Annotated in this window: 9 protein-coding genes; 2 read left to right on the forward strand and 7 right to left on the reverse strand. The window is 73.3% G+C overall.

Annotation, left to right across the window (positions count from 1 at the left end; translation table 11 throughout):
• The first annotated feature begins 53 nt into the window (after positions 1-53).
• Together ABZS69_RS41105 and ABZS69_RS41110 are read left to right on the forward strand one after the other, a co-directional pair.
• A complete protein-coding gene (locus ABZS69_RS41105) occupies positions 54-1,652 on the forward strand; it encodes a protein kinase (RefSeq protein ID WP_355381883.1) in 1,599 nt (532 codons plus the stop codon).
• Positions 1,652-3,202 (forward strand): protein kinase, encoded by a 1,551-nt coding sequence (locus ABZS69_RS41110; RefSeq protein WP_355381885.1) that lies wholly within the window; start codon positions 1,652-1,654, stop codon positions 3,200-3,202. The genes ABZS69_RS41105 and ABZS69_RS41110 overlap by 1 nt, the downstream gene beginning before the upstream one ends.
• On the opposite strand, the gene ABZS69_RS41115 is transcribed toward ABZS69_RS41110, so the two are convergent.
• The 7 genes from ABZS69_RS41115 to ABZS69_RS41145 form a co-directional block, all read right to left on the reverse strand.
• Positions 3,177-5,048: an ABC transporter ATP-binding protein gene (locus tag ABZS69_RS41115; RefSeq protein WP_355381887.1), complete on the reverse strand. Its 1,872-nt coding sequence runs from the start codon at positions 5,046-5,048 to the stop codon at positions 3,177-3,179. The genes ABZS69_RS41110 and ABZS69_RS41115 overlap by 26 nt on opposite strands.
• Positions 5,041-6,852, reverse strand: a complete 1,812-nt coding sequence (locus ABZS69_RS41120) for an ABC transporter ATP-binding protein (protein ID WP_355381889.1) — start codon at positions 6,850-6,852, stop codon at positions 5,041-5,043. Before ABZS69_RS41120 ends, ABZS69_RS41115 begins: the two co-directional genes overlap by 8 nt.
• On the reverse strand, positions 6,849-8,030 hold the full coding sequence (locus ABZS69_RS41125; protein WP_355381891.1) for a lanthionine synthetase LanC family protein: 1,182 nt from the start codon (positions 8,028-8,030) through the stop codon (positions 6,849-6,851). The genes ABZS69_RS41120 and ABZS69_RS41125 overlap by 4 nt, the downstream gene beginning before the upstream one ends.
• A gap of 81 nt (positions 8,031-8,111) precedes the next feature.
• Positions 8,112-8,264, reverse strand: a complete 153-nt coding sequence (locus tag ABZS69_RS41130) for a hypothetical protein (RefSeq protein ID WP_355381893.1) — start codon at positions 8,262-8,264, stop codon at positions 8,112-8,114.
• A 55-nt stretch (positions 8,265-8,319) separates the two neighbouring features.
• The gene (locus tag ABZS69_RS41135) at positions 8,320-10,740 is read right to left on the reverse strand and encodes a hypothetical protein (protein WP_355381895.1); all 2,421 of its coding nucleotides are present in this window, start codon (positions 10,738-10,740) and stop codon (positions 8,320-8,322) included.
• Complete coding sequence (locus ABZS69_RS41140; protein ID WP_355381897.1) at positions 10,737-11,609, reverse strand: thiopeptide-type bacteriocin biosynthesis protein; 873 nt, start codon at positions 11,607-11,609, stop codon at positions 10,737-10,739. The genes ABZS69_RS41135 and ABZS69_RS41140 overlap by 4 nt, the downstream gene beginning before the upstream one ends.
• A 68-nt stretch (positions 11,610-11,677) precedes the next feature.
• On the reverse strand, positions 11,678-14,533 hold the full coding sequence (locus ABZS69_RS41145) for an AAA family ATPase (RefSeq protein WP_355381899.1): 2,856 nt from the start codon (positions 14,531-14,533) through the stop codon (positions 11,678-11,680).

The raw sequence follows: 14,533 nt of genomic DNA on the forward strand, positions 1-14,533 counted from the left end.
TGACTTTTCCCGCTATGGTGCCGAAGATCCCCTACAGTCGTCACGGGAGTCCCATGCCGCGCGCCGAGCCTCTACGGGAGGGCGACCCCACCGCCGTGGGGCCCTACCGGCTGTTCGGGCGGCTGGGCGCGGGCGGCCAGGGAGTCGTCTATCTCAGCCAGGGGCCGGACGGCCGGCCGGTCGCGGTCAAGGTGCTGCGCGAGGGGCTCGCCGACGAGCGGTTCGCCAAGGAGATCGACGCGGCGCGCCGGGTGGAGCCGTTCTGCATCGCCCAGGTGCTCGACGCCTCGCTGGGCGGGCGGCCGTACATCGTGACCGAGTACGTCGAGGGGCCCTCGCTCCAGCAGGCCGGCCGGCACTACGGCGCCGACCTGCAGCGGCTCGCGGTGGCGACCGCGACGGCGCTGGCGGCCATCCATCAGGCGGGCGTCGTCCATCGCGACTTCAAGCCCGCCAACGTGCTGCTCGGGCAGGGCGGGCCCCGGGTGATCGACTTCGGCATCGCCCGGTCCGTCGAGGCGGGGGCGACGGCCACCAGCAGCATCGTGGGGACGCCCGCGTACATGGCGCCCGAGCAGCTCGCCGGCGAGCGGGTCGGGCCGGCGGCGGACGTGTTCGCGTGGGCGTCGGTGATCGTGTTCGCCGCCATCGGGGTGCCCCCGTTCGGCGAGGACTCGCTGCCCGCGGTGATCAACCGCATCCTGCACAACGAGCCGCAGGTCGGCGACCTGCCGCAACCGTTGCGCACGGTCGTCCTGGCGTGCCTGGCCAAGGACCCGGCCCGCCGGCCGACCATGCAGGATGTGCTGCTGCGGCTCCTGGGCGGACCGGCCCCCGGGCCTCCGGGCGCGGCCGGCGGCGGTGCTCTGTCCGGTGGCGGCGCTCTGTCCGGTGGCGGCGCTCTGTCCGGTGGCGGTGCTCTGTCCGGCGGTGGTGGTCTGTCCCACGGCGGTGCTCTGTCCCACGGTGGTGGTCTGTCCGGCGGCGTGTCCACGGTCCCGGGACGGCGGCGGCGCGGGAGCGGGACGGCGGTCGTCGCGGTCGTCTCCGGCGTGGGGGCGCTGGCGGTCGCGGGCGCCGTCGCCTGGGCGGCCATGAACGTCCGGCCTCAGGGGACACAGCCGAGCACGTTGCCGCTGGCGTTCACCTCCGCAGGGACGTCGGCCCCGACCTCGACCCCGGCCGCGACGAAAACGCGTCAGCGCCCGAAAAAGAGCAAGACCCCCACTCCGACGGCGCCGGTGGCCACGACCAGGCCGACCGTGAAGAAGACCGCGCAGCCGACGCGGTCCGCGCCCAGGCGGACCACCGCGTCGGCGAAGCCCTCGTCGGGCGGGGGCTCCTTCCGGGTGGTGTGGATCCGGGCCATGGGCGCCAGGAAGGCCAACACCCAGGACTGCCAGATCGGCCAGACCAACACCTTCGGCCTGGTCGAGGGGACCAAGCTGAGCACCAGGTTCAACTACGAGTGGATCCTGGACGGACGGGTGGTGGAGCGCTCGGAGTCCGTCATCGCCGAGTCCCACACCATGCAGGTCGTCGGCCCGCTCGTGAAGACGAACGGCGCGCACCGGATCACGCTCCGCGTCACCTCGCCCGCGACGGCGTCGGGAGCGCTCTCGTTCACCGTCTGTCCGGTCGGGACCGAGTGATGAACCCGCTCCTGCCCGAAGATCCCCCGGCCGTGGGGCCGTACCGGCTGCTGGGGCGGCTGGGGGTGGGCGGTCAGGGCGTGGTCTACCTCGGCCAGGCTCCCGACGGGCGGCGGGTGGCGGTGAAGGTGCTGGTGGACGGGCCGGCCGATGATCATCGCTTCGCCAAGGAGATCGACGCGGCGCGGCGGGTGGAGCCGTTCTGCATCGCCCAGGTGCTCGACGCCTCGCTGGGCGGGCGGCCGTACATCGTGACCGAGTACGTCGAGGGGCCCTCGCTCCACCAGGCCGGCCGGCACTACGGCGCCGACCTGCAGCGGCTCGCGGTGGCGACCGCGACGGCGCTGGCGGCGATCCACCGGGCCGGGGTGGTGCACCGCGACTTCAAACCCGCCAACGTGCTGCTGGGCAGGGACGGGCCGCGGGTCATCGACTTCGGCATCGCCCGCGCGGCCGGCCATTCGCTGACCGTGACGAGCAGCATCGTCGGGACGCCCGCGTACATGGCGCCCGAGCAACTCGCGGGCGCGCCGCTGGGCCCCGCGGTGGACGTGTTCGCGTGGGCGTCGGTGATGGTGTTCGCCGCGACGGGACACCCGCCGTTCGGCAACGACTCGCTGCCCGCGGTGATCCGCCGCATCCTGCACGACGAGCCGTATCTAGGGGACCTGCCCGGTCCGCTGCGCCCGATCGTGCTGGCCTGCCTGGCCAAGGACCCCGCCGCCCGGCCCGCCATGCAGGACGTCCTGCTCCGCCTCATCGGCGCCCCGCCCACAGCCCTGCCCACCGGCCCACCCACCGGCCCACCCATCGGCCCACCCATCGGCCCACCCATTGGCCCACCCATTGGCCCGACGGGCGGCGTCGCGGGCCGCGGGGACCGTACGGTGGCGAGCCGCCCGCGCGGGAAGGCGCTGCTGGCGGGCGCGGGGGCGCTGGCGGTGGCCGGGGCCCTGGTGGCCGGGGCGATCGTCTGGATGCCCGCACCGGCGACGACGGCCGCGCCGAACCCGGCGACGACACCGGCGCCCACCGCCTCGGGCGCGGGGCAGGGCGCCACCGGCTCACCCAGCACACCGGCCGGCAAGCCCACCAGGACGCCCGGAAAGACCGCCGGTAAGACGCCGTCGAGGACGCCCACCAAGAGACCCAGCGCGAGCCCCGCCAGGACCGTCCGCCCGACCCCGGCCGTCTCCCGCGCGCGGCCGACGGCCAAGGCCACGAAGACGGCCGCGCCGGCGGCGACCGTACGCCTGCTGTCGCTGACGCTGGATGGGCTGAAGACGGAGAAGGGCTGCTATTCGCCCAGCCTCTTCCCCGTCGCCTCGATCAGCGGCCCGTCCGGCAGGCAGGTGGAGTACGGCTACCGCTGGGTGGTGGACGGCCAGGACGAGGGCTGGAAGACGGACTGGGTGACCGGTATGACCAAGAACCGGCGCAACCCCTTCGGCGCCTTCGAACCGGGCCGGCACACGATCGTCTTCCACCTGCTGACACCCTCGAAGGCCACCAGGAGCACGTCCTTCACGGTGTGCGAGCGCTACTCATAGCCGCGTCGTCGAAGTCCTGGTCGAGGGCGTCGGTCCAGGAGGGCTTCGTCTCCTCGTACCCCTTGGCGTGCAGCCGGTAGAGCGTGGCGTACAGGCCGTCCAGGGCCATGAGCTCCGCGTGGCCGCCCAGCTCGCGGATCGTGCCGCCGTCCAGGACCACGATGAGGTCGGCGGTGCGCACGGTCGCGAACCTGTGCGAGACGAAGACCGTGATCGTGCCGTTCTCCGTCTGGCTCGCGGCGATCTGGAAGCGGCGGAAGATCTCGTACTCGCTCGCCGGGTCGAGGCTGGCGGCCGGCTCGTCGAGGACGCGGAGGATCGGCGCGTCCCGCATGATCGACCGGGTCAGCGCGACCTTCTGCCACTGCCCGCCCGACAGGTCGGTGCCGCCGGGGAACGTGGGGCCGAGCTGCGTCCGCAGGCCCTGGGGGAGCAGATCGGGGAGGGCGGAGGCGCCCGCGCGGTCGAGGGCGTCCCTGACGGCGGGCTCGTCGTCGATGCGGGGCAGGTCGCCGATGCCGGCCGACTCCTGCAGCAGGAACTCCAGGCGGCAGAAGTCCTGGAAGCAGGCCGTCACCCGGTCGCGCCAGGCCTGGACGTCGTAGTCGGCGAGGTCGGTGCCGCCGTACGCGATCCGGCCCGCGGTGGGGTCGTACAGCCGGCACAGCAGCTTGACCAGCGTCGTCTTCCCGGCGCCGTTCTCGCCCACGATGGCCACGGTGCGGCCGGCGGGCAGCCGCAGCGACACGTCACGCAACACCGGCCGGGCGGCGTCCGGATAGCTGAAGGAGACGTTCTCCAGGACGAGGTCGGCTCCGGCGGGAGGCGAGGGGGCGTCCGCCGCGCGTGGCCGGATGCGGGCCCTGGCGTGGTCGTCCAGCCACAGGTAGTACCCCATGGCGCGCAGCGTCTTCTGCATCCAGGAGAGCATCTGGATCAGCCCGGAGACGCTGCCGGTCAGCTGGCCGCCCAGCGCGATGGTGAGGACGACGTCACCGGGGCTCGCCTGACCCTGCAGCGCCGCCGTGACCACGAGGTAGAGCGCGCCGGCGAAGCCCGCGCCGAAGATCAGCCATCCGACTGAGGTCCACAGGGCCGTACGGACCTCCGCCTGCCGCCTGGGCCCGTCGACCTGCGCCCACAGGGTGCGGTGCCGGCCGGCGATCTCCTCCTGCAGGCCGAAGACCCGCAGCTCCTTCGCCGCGCTCGGAGAGCACACGGTCGTGAACAGCCCCTGCCGCAGCCGCTCCGGCGCCACCGTCGCCTCTTCGGCACGGGCGGCGGCCCGCTCGCCGCGCCGCACGGCGAGCACCGTGGGCAGGGCCAGGAACAGCAGGAGGAGGAACTCCGGGCGGACGCTCATCAGCAGCGCGACGGTGGAGCCGAAGGCGACCAGCGCCCGCAGGTTCTCCACCAGGGCCCCGAAGGCCGAGCCGAGCGAGGCGCGATGGCTGCGGAGCAGTTCGAGCTGGTCCTGGTAGGGCGGGTACTCGTGGTGGTCCAGGTGCGGCAGGCCGCTGGTCATCGCCATGATGCGCTGGTCGAGCAGGAGCCCGACCCGCTGCTGGAGCCGGATGCGAAGATCGGCGGCGAACGTCCCGGCGAGGTTGCCGACGACGAGCGCGCCGACCAGCAATATGGCCGCGCCCACCAGCCCGGACGGATCACCCTCGGCCGCGGAGTTCACCATGCGCTGCAGGCCGACCGCCGTCACGGCGGCGATCGCGCCGGTCACGGGCGCGAGTCCGAGCACGAGCGCGGCCCGGGGAGCGTCCGCCTTGAACGCGGCGCTGACCAACAGGGCGATGGCGCGCACCGCCACGCGCGGGGAGGTTCGGTCAGACATTGCGGGCCTCCCTGAACGGCGCGCTCTGCAGGGTGAACAGGTGGGCGTACTCCCCGTCGAGCGCCATCAGCTCCTCGTGCGAGCCGTACTCGATGACGTGGCCGTCGTCGATCACGCAGATCCGGTCCGCCAGCCGCACGGTGGCGAACCGATGGGACACCAGGATCGTGGTGAGCCCGCGGGTGATCTCAAGGAAGTGCTGGTAGATCTCGGCCTCGGCACGCACGTCGAGGTTGGCGGTCGGTTCGTCGAGGACGAGCACGCGGGCGCCGTGCTCGACCGCGAACAGCGCGCGGGCCAGCGCGACCCGCTGCCACTGGCCGCCGGACAGGTCGGTGCCGCCCTCGAACCTGCGGCTGAGCGGGGTGTCCCAGCCGGCCGCGAGCCGGGGCAGGAAGTCGTTGAGGCCGGAGAGCTTGGCGGCACGATCGAACGCGCCGTTGGAGCGGTCGGCGGTGAGCCGTCCGAATCCTACGTTGTCCCGCAAGGGCAGCTCATAGCGTAAGAAGTCCTGGAAGACGATCGCGAGCTGGCGGCGCCAGGCATGCGGGTCGAGGGTGCGCAGGTCCACGCCGTCGATCGTGATCCGGCCGGAGACGGGGTCGTAGAGCCGGGCCAGCAACTTGATCAGGGTGCTCTTGCCCGCGCCGTTCATCCCGACGATCGCCAGCGACGAACCGGCCGGGATGCTCAGGTCCAGGCCCTTGAGGACCGGACGGTCGGGGTAACCGAACCGTACGTCCTCGAACCGGATCTCCTGAGCGGGCAACTGCTCGTCCGGCGTGCTGGTGTCCGACCGGTTGTGCTCCGCCTCCACCCCGAGCCGGCCGATCGCGAGGGCGTGCGGCACGGTGGCGCTGGCCTGAGCCAGCATCCATTGCACGTCCCCGATCCAGCCCAGCGCGCCCAGGCCGGCGATGGCCTGCAGGGCGACGGTGACCGACTCCACGTTGAAGCGCCCGCTCGCCGTGGCGAAGACCAGATAGCCGAACACGGCGGCATGAGAGACCGCGAGCAGGACGGGACCCGCCGTCCTGGTGAGGAGATGGCCCGACCCGGCCAGCGTGTCCATGCCGGAGAGCCAGGCGCGGGTGAACCGTTCGTGCAGCCAGTCCTGGAAGCCGAAGACCCTGACCTCCTTGGCGGCGGCGTCGCCGATCGCGAGCTCCCGGGCGTAGCCGGCCTGGCGCAGCGTGGGCATCGCGCCTTCCTCGGCGTCCACCGCCTTCCTGACCTCGCTCAACCGCCAGCGCGACAGCGTGATCCAGGCGGCGACCAGCGGCAGCGGCAGCCACCATTCGACGGTGGCGAGCAGGATCGCCGCGGCGATCCCGCTCAACCGGCTGGTCGCGAGCCTCGTGAGCGAGGTCACGGCGTCGCCGGGCGGATATCCCGTCGCCAGTCCCTGCGCGAGCTGGATGCGGTCGGCGACGGCGGGATCGCTGAGATGGCCGATGCCGACCGGTCGGAGCGCTCCTTCGAGGGTCGTCTGGCCGAGCGTCGCGTTGAGCCGTCGCGCCAGCTCGTTGGAGATCATCCCCAAGAGGGGCGTGATGGCCAGCCGTATCACGAAGACGGCGACGAAGACGGCCAGATGCAGCAGCACGAGGTCCGTGTCGCCGGTTCCGCCGGTCGCCTGCCGGGCCACGTCGCCCACGACGGTGGCGCTGGCCAGCATGAATCCACTGGTCAGCAGGGCCTGTAGCAGCACGAGTGCGGCCAGGGCCGCGCTCAGCACGGGTGACACGCGCGGCAGGAGGCGGATCACCTCCAGCACGCCGCTCGCGCCACGACCGCCGGTCATCTCAGCCCCAACGCGGCGAGCCATCGCCGGTCACCTCCGTTCCTCGTCAGCAGCGCGGACAGCACCCCGGGTGCTCCCTCCAGCAGCGACCAGCCGGTCTCCGCGAGCGCGGCGGGCTCGTCGAGACGGCCCATCAGATGGTCCGTCAGATGATCGGCGAGCTTCGCCGCTTCCGGCAGCCCGGCGGACCGGGCGAAGGCGTCGAACACCAGCATCAGTCCGGCGGCCCCGTGGCATATACCGAGACCGTCCAGATAAAGCTCGTCGTCGTACGCCGCCAGGAACGATCGTGCCGACTCGAGGGCGAAGGCGCCCAGGTCGTCGTCGCCGAGCACGCGTGCGGTCTCCCACAGTGTCCAGGCGTTGCCGGGACCTCCGTAGCACCACGCCTGCCGCCGCCCGTTTCCCCGAGGCGCGCGATGGCCGTCCAGCCGGGTGGTTCCGAACGGCCAGGTGATCACTCCTCTGTCGTCGACGTAGGACTCGGCCACCAGCCGGGCCGCGAGCCGTCGCAGCAGGTCGTTCAGCTCTTCGCTCAGCCCGTCGGCCTCGGCGGCGGCGCGCAGGGCCATCACGATGCCGGGCAGCCCATGGGCCAGGCCCAGATTGATGCGGCCGAAGTTCCAGCCGCGCAGCTTCTCCCCTTCGTAGCGGCCCACCCGCAGCCTGGACAGCTCCTCGTCCTCGCAGAGCAGCGCCAGCCGGGCCAGGAGCGGTGCCCGGCCCGCCGCGTCGATGTCGGGATCGATGGCGAAGGCCACCAGGACGCCTGCCGGGCCCACGATGAGGTCGTAGTCCTCCCATCCGACCCCCGTGGTCCGCCAGTGCTTGGCGGCCACGTAGTCGATGAACTTGGCCCGGAGTTTCGCCAGGGGCTCGTCCAGCAGCGGCCACGTCGTGGCGGCGATCCGCAGGGCGAACATCCGGGACGACGCGCCGCCGCCGAAGAGGCCGGGATGATAGTGCGGGCTGCGGAAGTCGCGCAGCCACGTGGCCAGGGCGCGGGAGGCGGCTGATTCGCCCGGCGGACGATCCTGGCCGGCGGCCAACGTGGCGAGGATGGCCGGTCCGGAGTCCGGCCTGTTCTGCGCCGGCTCGGCCGGCACGGCGTATTCCTGAAGCAGTGTCTCGGCGACCGCCTGCACGGCGGCCTGCTCGAGCACGTGGGTCGATGTCACGACTACGCCCTTTCAGCGGAAGCCGACTCATATGGGATCGCCAAGGACGCCGCCTGTGGCGGTGTCCTTGGCGATCGGGTTTCAGCAGGTCGCGGTGCAGCCTCCGCTGCACGGGTCGGTGAACGACGGGTCGTCCACCGGCACCGAGTGGACTTCCAGCTCGTCGACCAGGGCCTCGACCTCGTCCTGAGGCTCGGTGCCGTCCTGGGGCTCGGGTGCGGTGTTCTCGGACATTACTGGGCCACCTTTCTTCTTTCTCTTGACCGGTGCTTTTTGGACATCCGGCCGGTCACGTCGTTCCGGCCGAAACCTGGGCGGCGGCGGCCGCCAGCGCTGTGGGCGGCACCGCGTGGGGCAATCGAATGAGGATCTCCGCGGCCACCCGCTCGGTGCCGTGGTCGGACACGGTCAGCTCGTCGGCCGCGGGCAGCATCTCTGTGACGGTGAGCTCGGGCGGCTCGTCGCCCGCGGCGGACGCGAGCGCCTTCAGCGCCTGCTCGAACACCCCCGGCGCGCGCAAACTCTCCAGGTCACAGGCCAGCGGCCGGTATCCGGACGGGCCGGCGACGAACACCCATCGGGGCAACCCGAGCCGGTCCCGCAGTGTGGTGAGCGCCCGGAGCCCGGCCAGGTCGCCGCCCCCGGCGAGGGCGAAGCCCAGCCCATCGGCGGGGATCCGCCACTGCGCGGCGGAGATCACCAGTGACCCGGCCACGGTGATCCGGGGGAGGAAGGTCCGCTCGGGGAAGGCGGTGAGCGAGCAGCGCAATCGCCGGCATCGGGCCGCATGCTGCTGGGAGTCCGCGCACAGGATCCCGGTCAGCACGTTCCACGGCGTCGTGGGGGTGCGCGTCGCGTGGGTGCAGATCCGCACCGGCCTGCCCGCGTGAGAGATCACGATTCGATCCGCTTCACGGTGCGCGGTGAGTTCGGTCAACGGCAGGTGACGCGCCGCCGGGGCCTCCTGCCACGTCGTGCCGTAATGGCCGGGGTCGGGGTCGCCGGTCCAGACGGAGGTGTATCTCGGCCTGCGGATGGCGTTGGCGGCCTGCTCCGCCAGCGGCGGGATCAACAGCTCCACCGAGGGGACGCCGCTGATCCGGTCGAGCTCGGAGAGAAACACCCGGTAGGCGTCAGCGGAGGGCACCGATCCGTGCAGCCGCCACAGCGTCTCGACGAAGCGTGCGTCGAGTACGGCGGCCGGGCTGGCGTTGTCCAGCACCCACCCGCCGTCGCAGAGCGGGCGGACCACGCAATCGGTCGGCCAGGTGATCGGGGCGTCCGGTGCTCCGACGGCGTCGAGCATCGCCGGGGTGATGTCGATGACGGGTGCCGGCCGCGGGGCCGCGTCCAGTGTCACGGCCATCAGGCTCAGGAGCCGCGCGTAGCCTGAGCCGGCGCGGTGTGCCGGGGGCCAGGCGTTCTGCGGGAGAAAACGCTGGTGCAGCTCGTCCTCCGCGGTCCGGGCCGAGATCTCCTCGGCGAACACGTCCATGACGGGGCGCGGTCGCGGGCCGATCCGTTCCCGTAGCCTGCTCTGCGGCCTGGGCGCGTCCTCGCCGATCAGCAGGCCGATCCTGCGGTACTGCTCGAAGGCGTGCTGCAGGGTCGCCAGGTCGGCGGTGAGGGCGCCGTCGGCACGCCGGTACACGTCGACGAACCCGGCGCCGGCGTCGAGGGCGGCCCGTCCGGAGGTCTTCTCCCATCGGCCGTGCCGCTGTCTCAGCGGGGCCGAGACCTCGAGCACGCCGAGCTGGACGAGCTTGCGGACGAGACCCGGAGGCGAGCCCGGCTCCAGCTCCGACACCGGCCGGACGCCGGATCGCAGAGCCTCGGCGATGCGGTCGAGCGCCGGGCTTCGCCGCAGCCGATAGGCGAGGAGGCTGCGTGTGGCGGAGGCCGTATCGATCTTCCAGACCGCGAGGCGGTCGCCCTCCACCCGGTGCAGGGGGGTCATCGACAGCCGGTGATCCGGCAGAAGCCGATCCGCGGCCGAACGGGTGAGGTCGCGCCTCCTGTCGTGCACGTTCTCCGTCCAGTCGACGGCGACCTGGCCGTTCACCGAGAGCTCGGACGAGTGCTCTGTCACGGGGACGAGCGAGACCTGTCCCAGCCAGGTTCGCGGCGTGGTCTTGACCGCGCCCCTGGCGATCATCCGCCAGAGGTAGTCGCTGCGCCTGCGCATCTTCTTGGAGGTCCACGGCTCGTCGCGGGCCAGCCGCCGCTCGATGTCCGCGAGCACGTCGGAGGTCACGCACGACCGGCCGCCGGGCACCGAGTCGAGCAGGTGCCACGGGGCCGCCAGAAGGCGGTCGTGCTCCTTCTCGACCAGGGCCCCGGCCTGCTCCTCCAGCCGCAGGAGCGTGGCGGAGAGCGAGGTCACGCGGTCCAGGTGCGCGATCAGGCCCGGGGCGGCGGCCGGGACGATCTCGCGCAGGCGGTGGGCCTGGTCGCCGGTGAGGGGCCGGCCCTGGTGCAGGCGGCGCCGTACGGCGAGGACCGCGCGCCGCGCCGCGGCCGGCAGCTCCGGCCTCGGCACCACCTCGTCCCCGAGCCGTTCGGCGAGGGCGGAGGCGTCCCCGCGGTAGTCGTCGGCGCACCGGTCGAGCGCGCGCACGCAGGTGAACAGGTCGGGGGAGGAGGCCGCCAGCCAGAGCCGGATGGGCAGCCCCGCGACGCGGAGCATGGCCGACTCGCTCATGGTGGTCACCGGGCGTCACCCTCCTCACGGGCCAGCAGCGCCCCGGTGATCAGGGCCTGCCGCGAGGTCGGCAGGTTCGCCCGGTTCCAGTGGAAGATGACCAGGTACGACGCCACCGCGCGCGGCCCCATCTCGGCCGATCCGCTCTCGAAGTAGTCGCGGAACCAGCGTTCGCCCTCCTTGAGCACGACCTGCCGGTAGTCCTCGGCGAGTCCGGCCGCCTCGGGGGACAGCTTCGCGGCCAGCGCGGCAGGCGACGGCCAGACCGCGCGCAGCGTCGCGGTCAGCCGCGCGAGACGCGGGTCCGCGAGGGCGGCCGAGGGAAGCCGCCGGTACCGCCGCACCCGCTCCCAGACGCCGAGGTCCTCCCAGCCGTCGATCTGCAGGGTGGCGAACAGCGACCGGAGCAGCAGCAGCGACATCGCCCACGAGGGGCCGGGGCCGTGCCCGGCCAGGCGGAGCCGGTGGTAGTCCAGCCAGGCCAGCGAGTCGGCGGTGAAGACGCGGTGGACGCTGCGCATCGACGCCGGCCCGCCGAACAGGTACGTCTCCGGCTCGTACACGCCGGGACGCCAGTCGCTGATCACGCCGTCGCCCAGCCAGGCGCCCAGTCGCTCGCGCAGCAGCAGGTCGAGATCGGGCGCGGCCGAAGCCGCCCGGAACCGGACGCGCATGCCGGGGGGCTTGTGCATGAAGAAGAAGTCGCGGACCAGCTCGTCGCGGACGCACTGGCGGGCCAGCGCGGCCAGCCCCTCGTAGAGGTCGCCGGAGCGCTCCCGGATCGGCGTGAGACCGAACTGGAGCCAGCGCTCCGCCCGGTCCTCCGCCGCCGCCCCGGGCAGCACCTCGGATTCCGCCGATCCGGCTGACCACTTCATTCGCCCACCTCCTCGGTGCCGTCTCCACGATCGTCAGGGAGGGTCTTCAGAGTCGGTTCATAGTCGGCTCATACGAGCGCGTCGATCGTGCGCAGGGCTCTGACGTCGCGTTTCACCTCGGCGTCCGCCCGCGCGAGCCCGGCCACGCGTTCGACGAGCGCGCGGTCCCGGCAGCGGGCCGCCAGCCGCAGCGACACGAGCAGGGGCGTGATCCTGGCGCCCGCGCCGTGCACCCCGTCGAGCCGGGCGCCGGCGCGGGCCACGTGCTCGATCGCCGCGTCCGGACGCTCCTCGCGGAGCGCGGCGGCGGCCGCGGCCTGCTCGATCAGGACGTCGATGTCCCAGCTGTCCGCGCTCCGCGCGACGGGCGGGCCGTCCGCCGTGAACGTCGCGTGCCAGAGCCGGGCCGATCGCGCGCCCGCGCTGAACCCGATCGCGTCGAACCGCTGGATGGCGCGTTTCAGGGCCTGTCCGGCGCCGTCGTGGTCGCCGTGCCGTTCCGCGAGCGTCGCGCGGAACATGTCCAGCCCGGCCAGGCCGGGCTGGTGCCCGATTCCGGCCAGGATGGACCGGCCCTCGTCGAGCAGGTCCGTGGCGGCGGCCGAGTCGCACGTCATGTCCGCGAGCAGGGCCGCCGGGCAGCCGACGGCCGCGCGTACCGTGTGGGCGTCCTTGAGCTCGGCGTGCAGTTGTGCGCAGATAGCCGTGGCCGCCGGGGCGGGGGTGTTCCCGTACGCAAGGCAGAGCGCGAGGTTGCCGTAGATCTCGGTGGCGCCGAAGCACCAGCGCGCCCGCCGCGCGTGGCCGAACGCCTCGTGCAGCACGGCTTCGGCCGTCACGTAGTCGCCGTCCTCCATGTGCCCGATGCCTTCGAGGAGCAGCACCCTGGCGTGCGCCGCCGGGTCGTCGGCGCGGCGGGCCAGCTCGCGCGCCTGGCCGATCAGAGACCGGTGCCATCGCCCGGTCATCGCGGAGCGGGCCACCGCCTCGTTGAGGGTGAGCTGCACCGCGGCCGCGAGGTTGTCGACGGTGTCCCAGCGCTTCCTGGCCTCCGCGATGCGGGCCAGGGTCTCGTCTGCCCTTCCCGCGGCGGCCGTGGCGTACGTCTCGATGGCCGCGATCTCCAGTTCGAGGCCGGGCAGGCCGGAGTCGAGCCCGCCGACCTGGCCCGCGGTCTGAAGGGCCATCGCAAGGTCGCCCCGCGAGACCGCGAACTGGGCGGCGGCGCACAGGGCACGCGCCGCGCGGGCGGCGGCGCGCCGCTCTTCCTGCCCTCCCGGGCGCAGTTCGAGCCAGGCGGCGTGCGCGCGCCCGGCGTGCAGGGCGCACAGCTCGATCTCCGAGGGATGGCGGTCGACGCGGGCCTCGACCAGGTCGGCGACCTGCGCGTGCACGTGGGCGCGGTCGGCCAGCGGCAGCCTGCCGTACGCGACCTCGGCGACGACCGGCGACTCGACCTCCAGCTCGCCGGCCGATCTCGCCCGGGTGACCAGCAGCCCGTCGCCGAGCAACTGGGCGAGCGTCTCGTCGAAGGTCCGGTCGAGCGGCGGGTCCAGCGCCGCGGCGACCTTCTCCAGGTCCCCGGCGAGGCAGCTGCCGCCGAGCGCGTTGGCGATGGCGAGCAGCCGCTGGGCGTCCACGCCCAGGTGATCGAGGCGGGCGCCCACCGCCGCCTCCGCGCTCGGCGCGATGAGATCGCCACGGCCCTCGGCGTCCACCTGGAGGTGGGCGAGCTGTTCGAGGTAGAGGGGGTTGCCGGCGCTGCGCCGGGCGAGGTCGTCCAGCAGGCCGCCGGGCACGGGCGGGGTGAGACGGGCGGCCACGGTCGCCGCCAGCTCCCGGGTGTCCGCGGGGCCGAGCGGCGGGAGGCGCAGCACGGTCACCGCCCCCCGCGTCAGGGGAGGCCCGTCCACCCGGCCGCTGAGCAGCAGCACGGCCCGGACGTCCAGGTCCGGATCGTCGAGGCCCTCCGCGAACTCGCGCACCGCCGGGGACATCCACTGGCAGTCGTCGAGGACGAGGACGATCGGACGCCGCGCCGCCGCCTCCCGGAGCAGCTCGCGCAGGGTCCAGAAGATCTCCTCCTTGCCCTGGGGCCCCTGGCCCCTCGGCACGGGGACCGGCTGGTCTCCCCCCAGGGCCTCGGCCAACTGGTAGAGGGGCCAGTACCCCAGCCGCTGCCCGTCGCGCCGGCAGCGCAGGGTCAGGAACCGCGCGGCCGGCGCCATCCGCCGCGACGCCTCGGCCACCAGCCGGGACTTCCCGACGCCCGGCTCGCCGGCCAGCGTCACGACCGGGACGCCCGGCCGGCTCAGCCCGGTCCGCAGCGCGGCCATGAGGTCGTCCAGCGGGGAACGGCGGTCCACCAGGGGCGTGCGCGCCTCGTCGGAGTCCTCTCCGGCCGCGACCTGCCAGGCCCGCAGCGGGTGGCTGAAGCCCTTGGCCGCGATCGGCTCGATGGGACGGGTGGGTACGGCTCCCCGGACGAGCAGCCAGGTCCGCACGTCCATGACGACGCCGTCGACCGGCGCGGCAGACTGGAGCCGGGCGGCGCGGTTCATGACCTCGCCGATCGCGAACGAGGAGTCCCGCTCGGAGAGGGCGACCTGCCCCGAGGCGATCCCGAAGCGGACCGAGAAGTCCACCCCTCGGGTCCGGCGCAGGTCAGCGGCCTGGTGCGCGATCCGCTCCAGGGAGACCCGGGCACATTCGACCGCGCGGAGCGCGTCGTCCTCGTGGGTGGCCTCCACGCCGAAGACCGCGACCACGGCGTCCCCGATGAACTTCTCCACCCGGCCGCCCTGCTCGGTCGCCGCCCGGCTGACGTCGGCGAAGTACGTGGCCAGCGTGCTCTGCCAGACCTCGGGGCTGAGGCTCCGCGCGAGCTCAGTCGAGCCGGCCACGTCGCCGAAGAGCACGGTCAC

Origin of the sequence: Nonomuraea sp. NPDC005650 (assembly GCF_040605375.1) — a bacterium.
Lineage (GTDB): Bacteria > Actinomycetota > Actinomycetes > Streptosporangiales > Streptosporangiaceae > Nonomuraea.

Coding starts and splice junctions, on each gene's coding strand:
- ABZS69_RS41105 (WP_355381883.1), top strand. CDS start 54: ATGCCGCGCGCCGAGCCTCTACGGGAGGGCGACCCCACCGCCGTGGGG.
- ABZS69_RS41110 (WP_355381885.1), top strand. CDS start 1,652: ATGAACCCGCTCCTGCCCGAAGATCCCCCGGCCGTGGGGCCGTACCGG.
- ABZS69_RS41115 (WP_355381887.1), bottom strand. CDS start 5,048: ATGTCTGACCGAACCTCCCCGCGCGTGGCGGTGCGCGCCATCGCCCTG.
- ABZS69_RS41120 (WP_355381889.1), bottom strand. CDS start 6,852: ATGACCGGCGGTCGTGGCGCGAGCGGCGTGCTGGAGGTGATCCGCCTC.
- ABZS69_RS41130 (WP_355381893.1), bottom strand. CDS start 8,264: ATGTCCGAGAACACCGCACCCGAGCCCCAGGACGGCACCGAGCCTCAG.
- ABZS69_RS41140 (WP_355381897.1), bottom strand. CDS start 11,609: ATGAAGTGGTCAGCCGGATCGGCGGAATCCGAGGTGCTGCCCGGGGCG.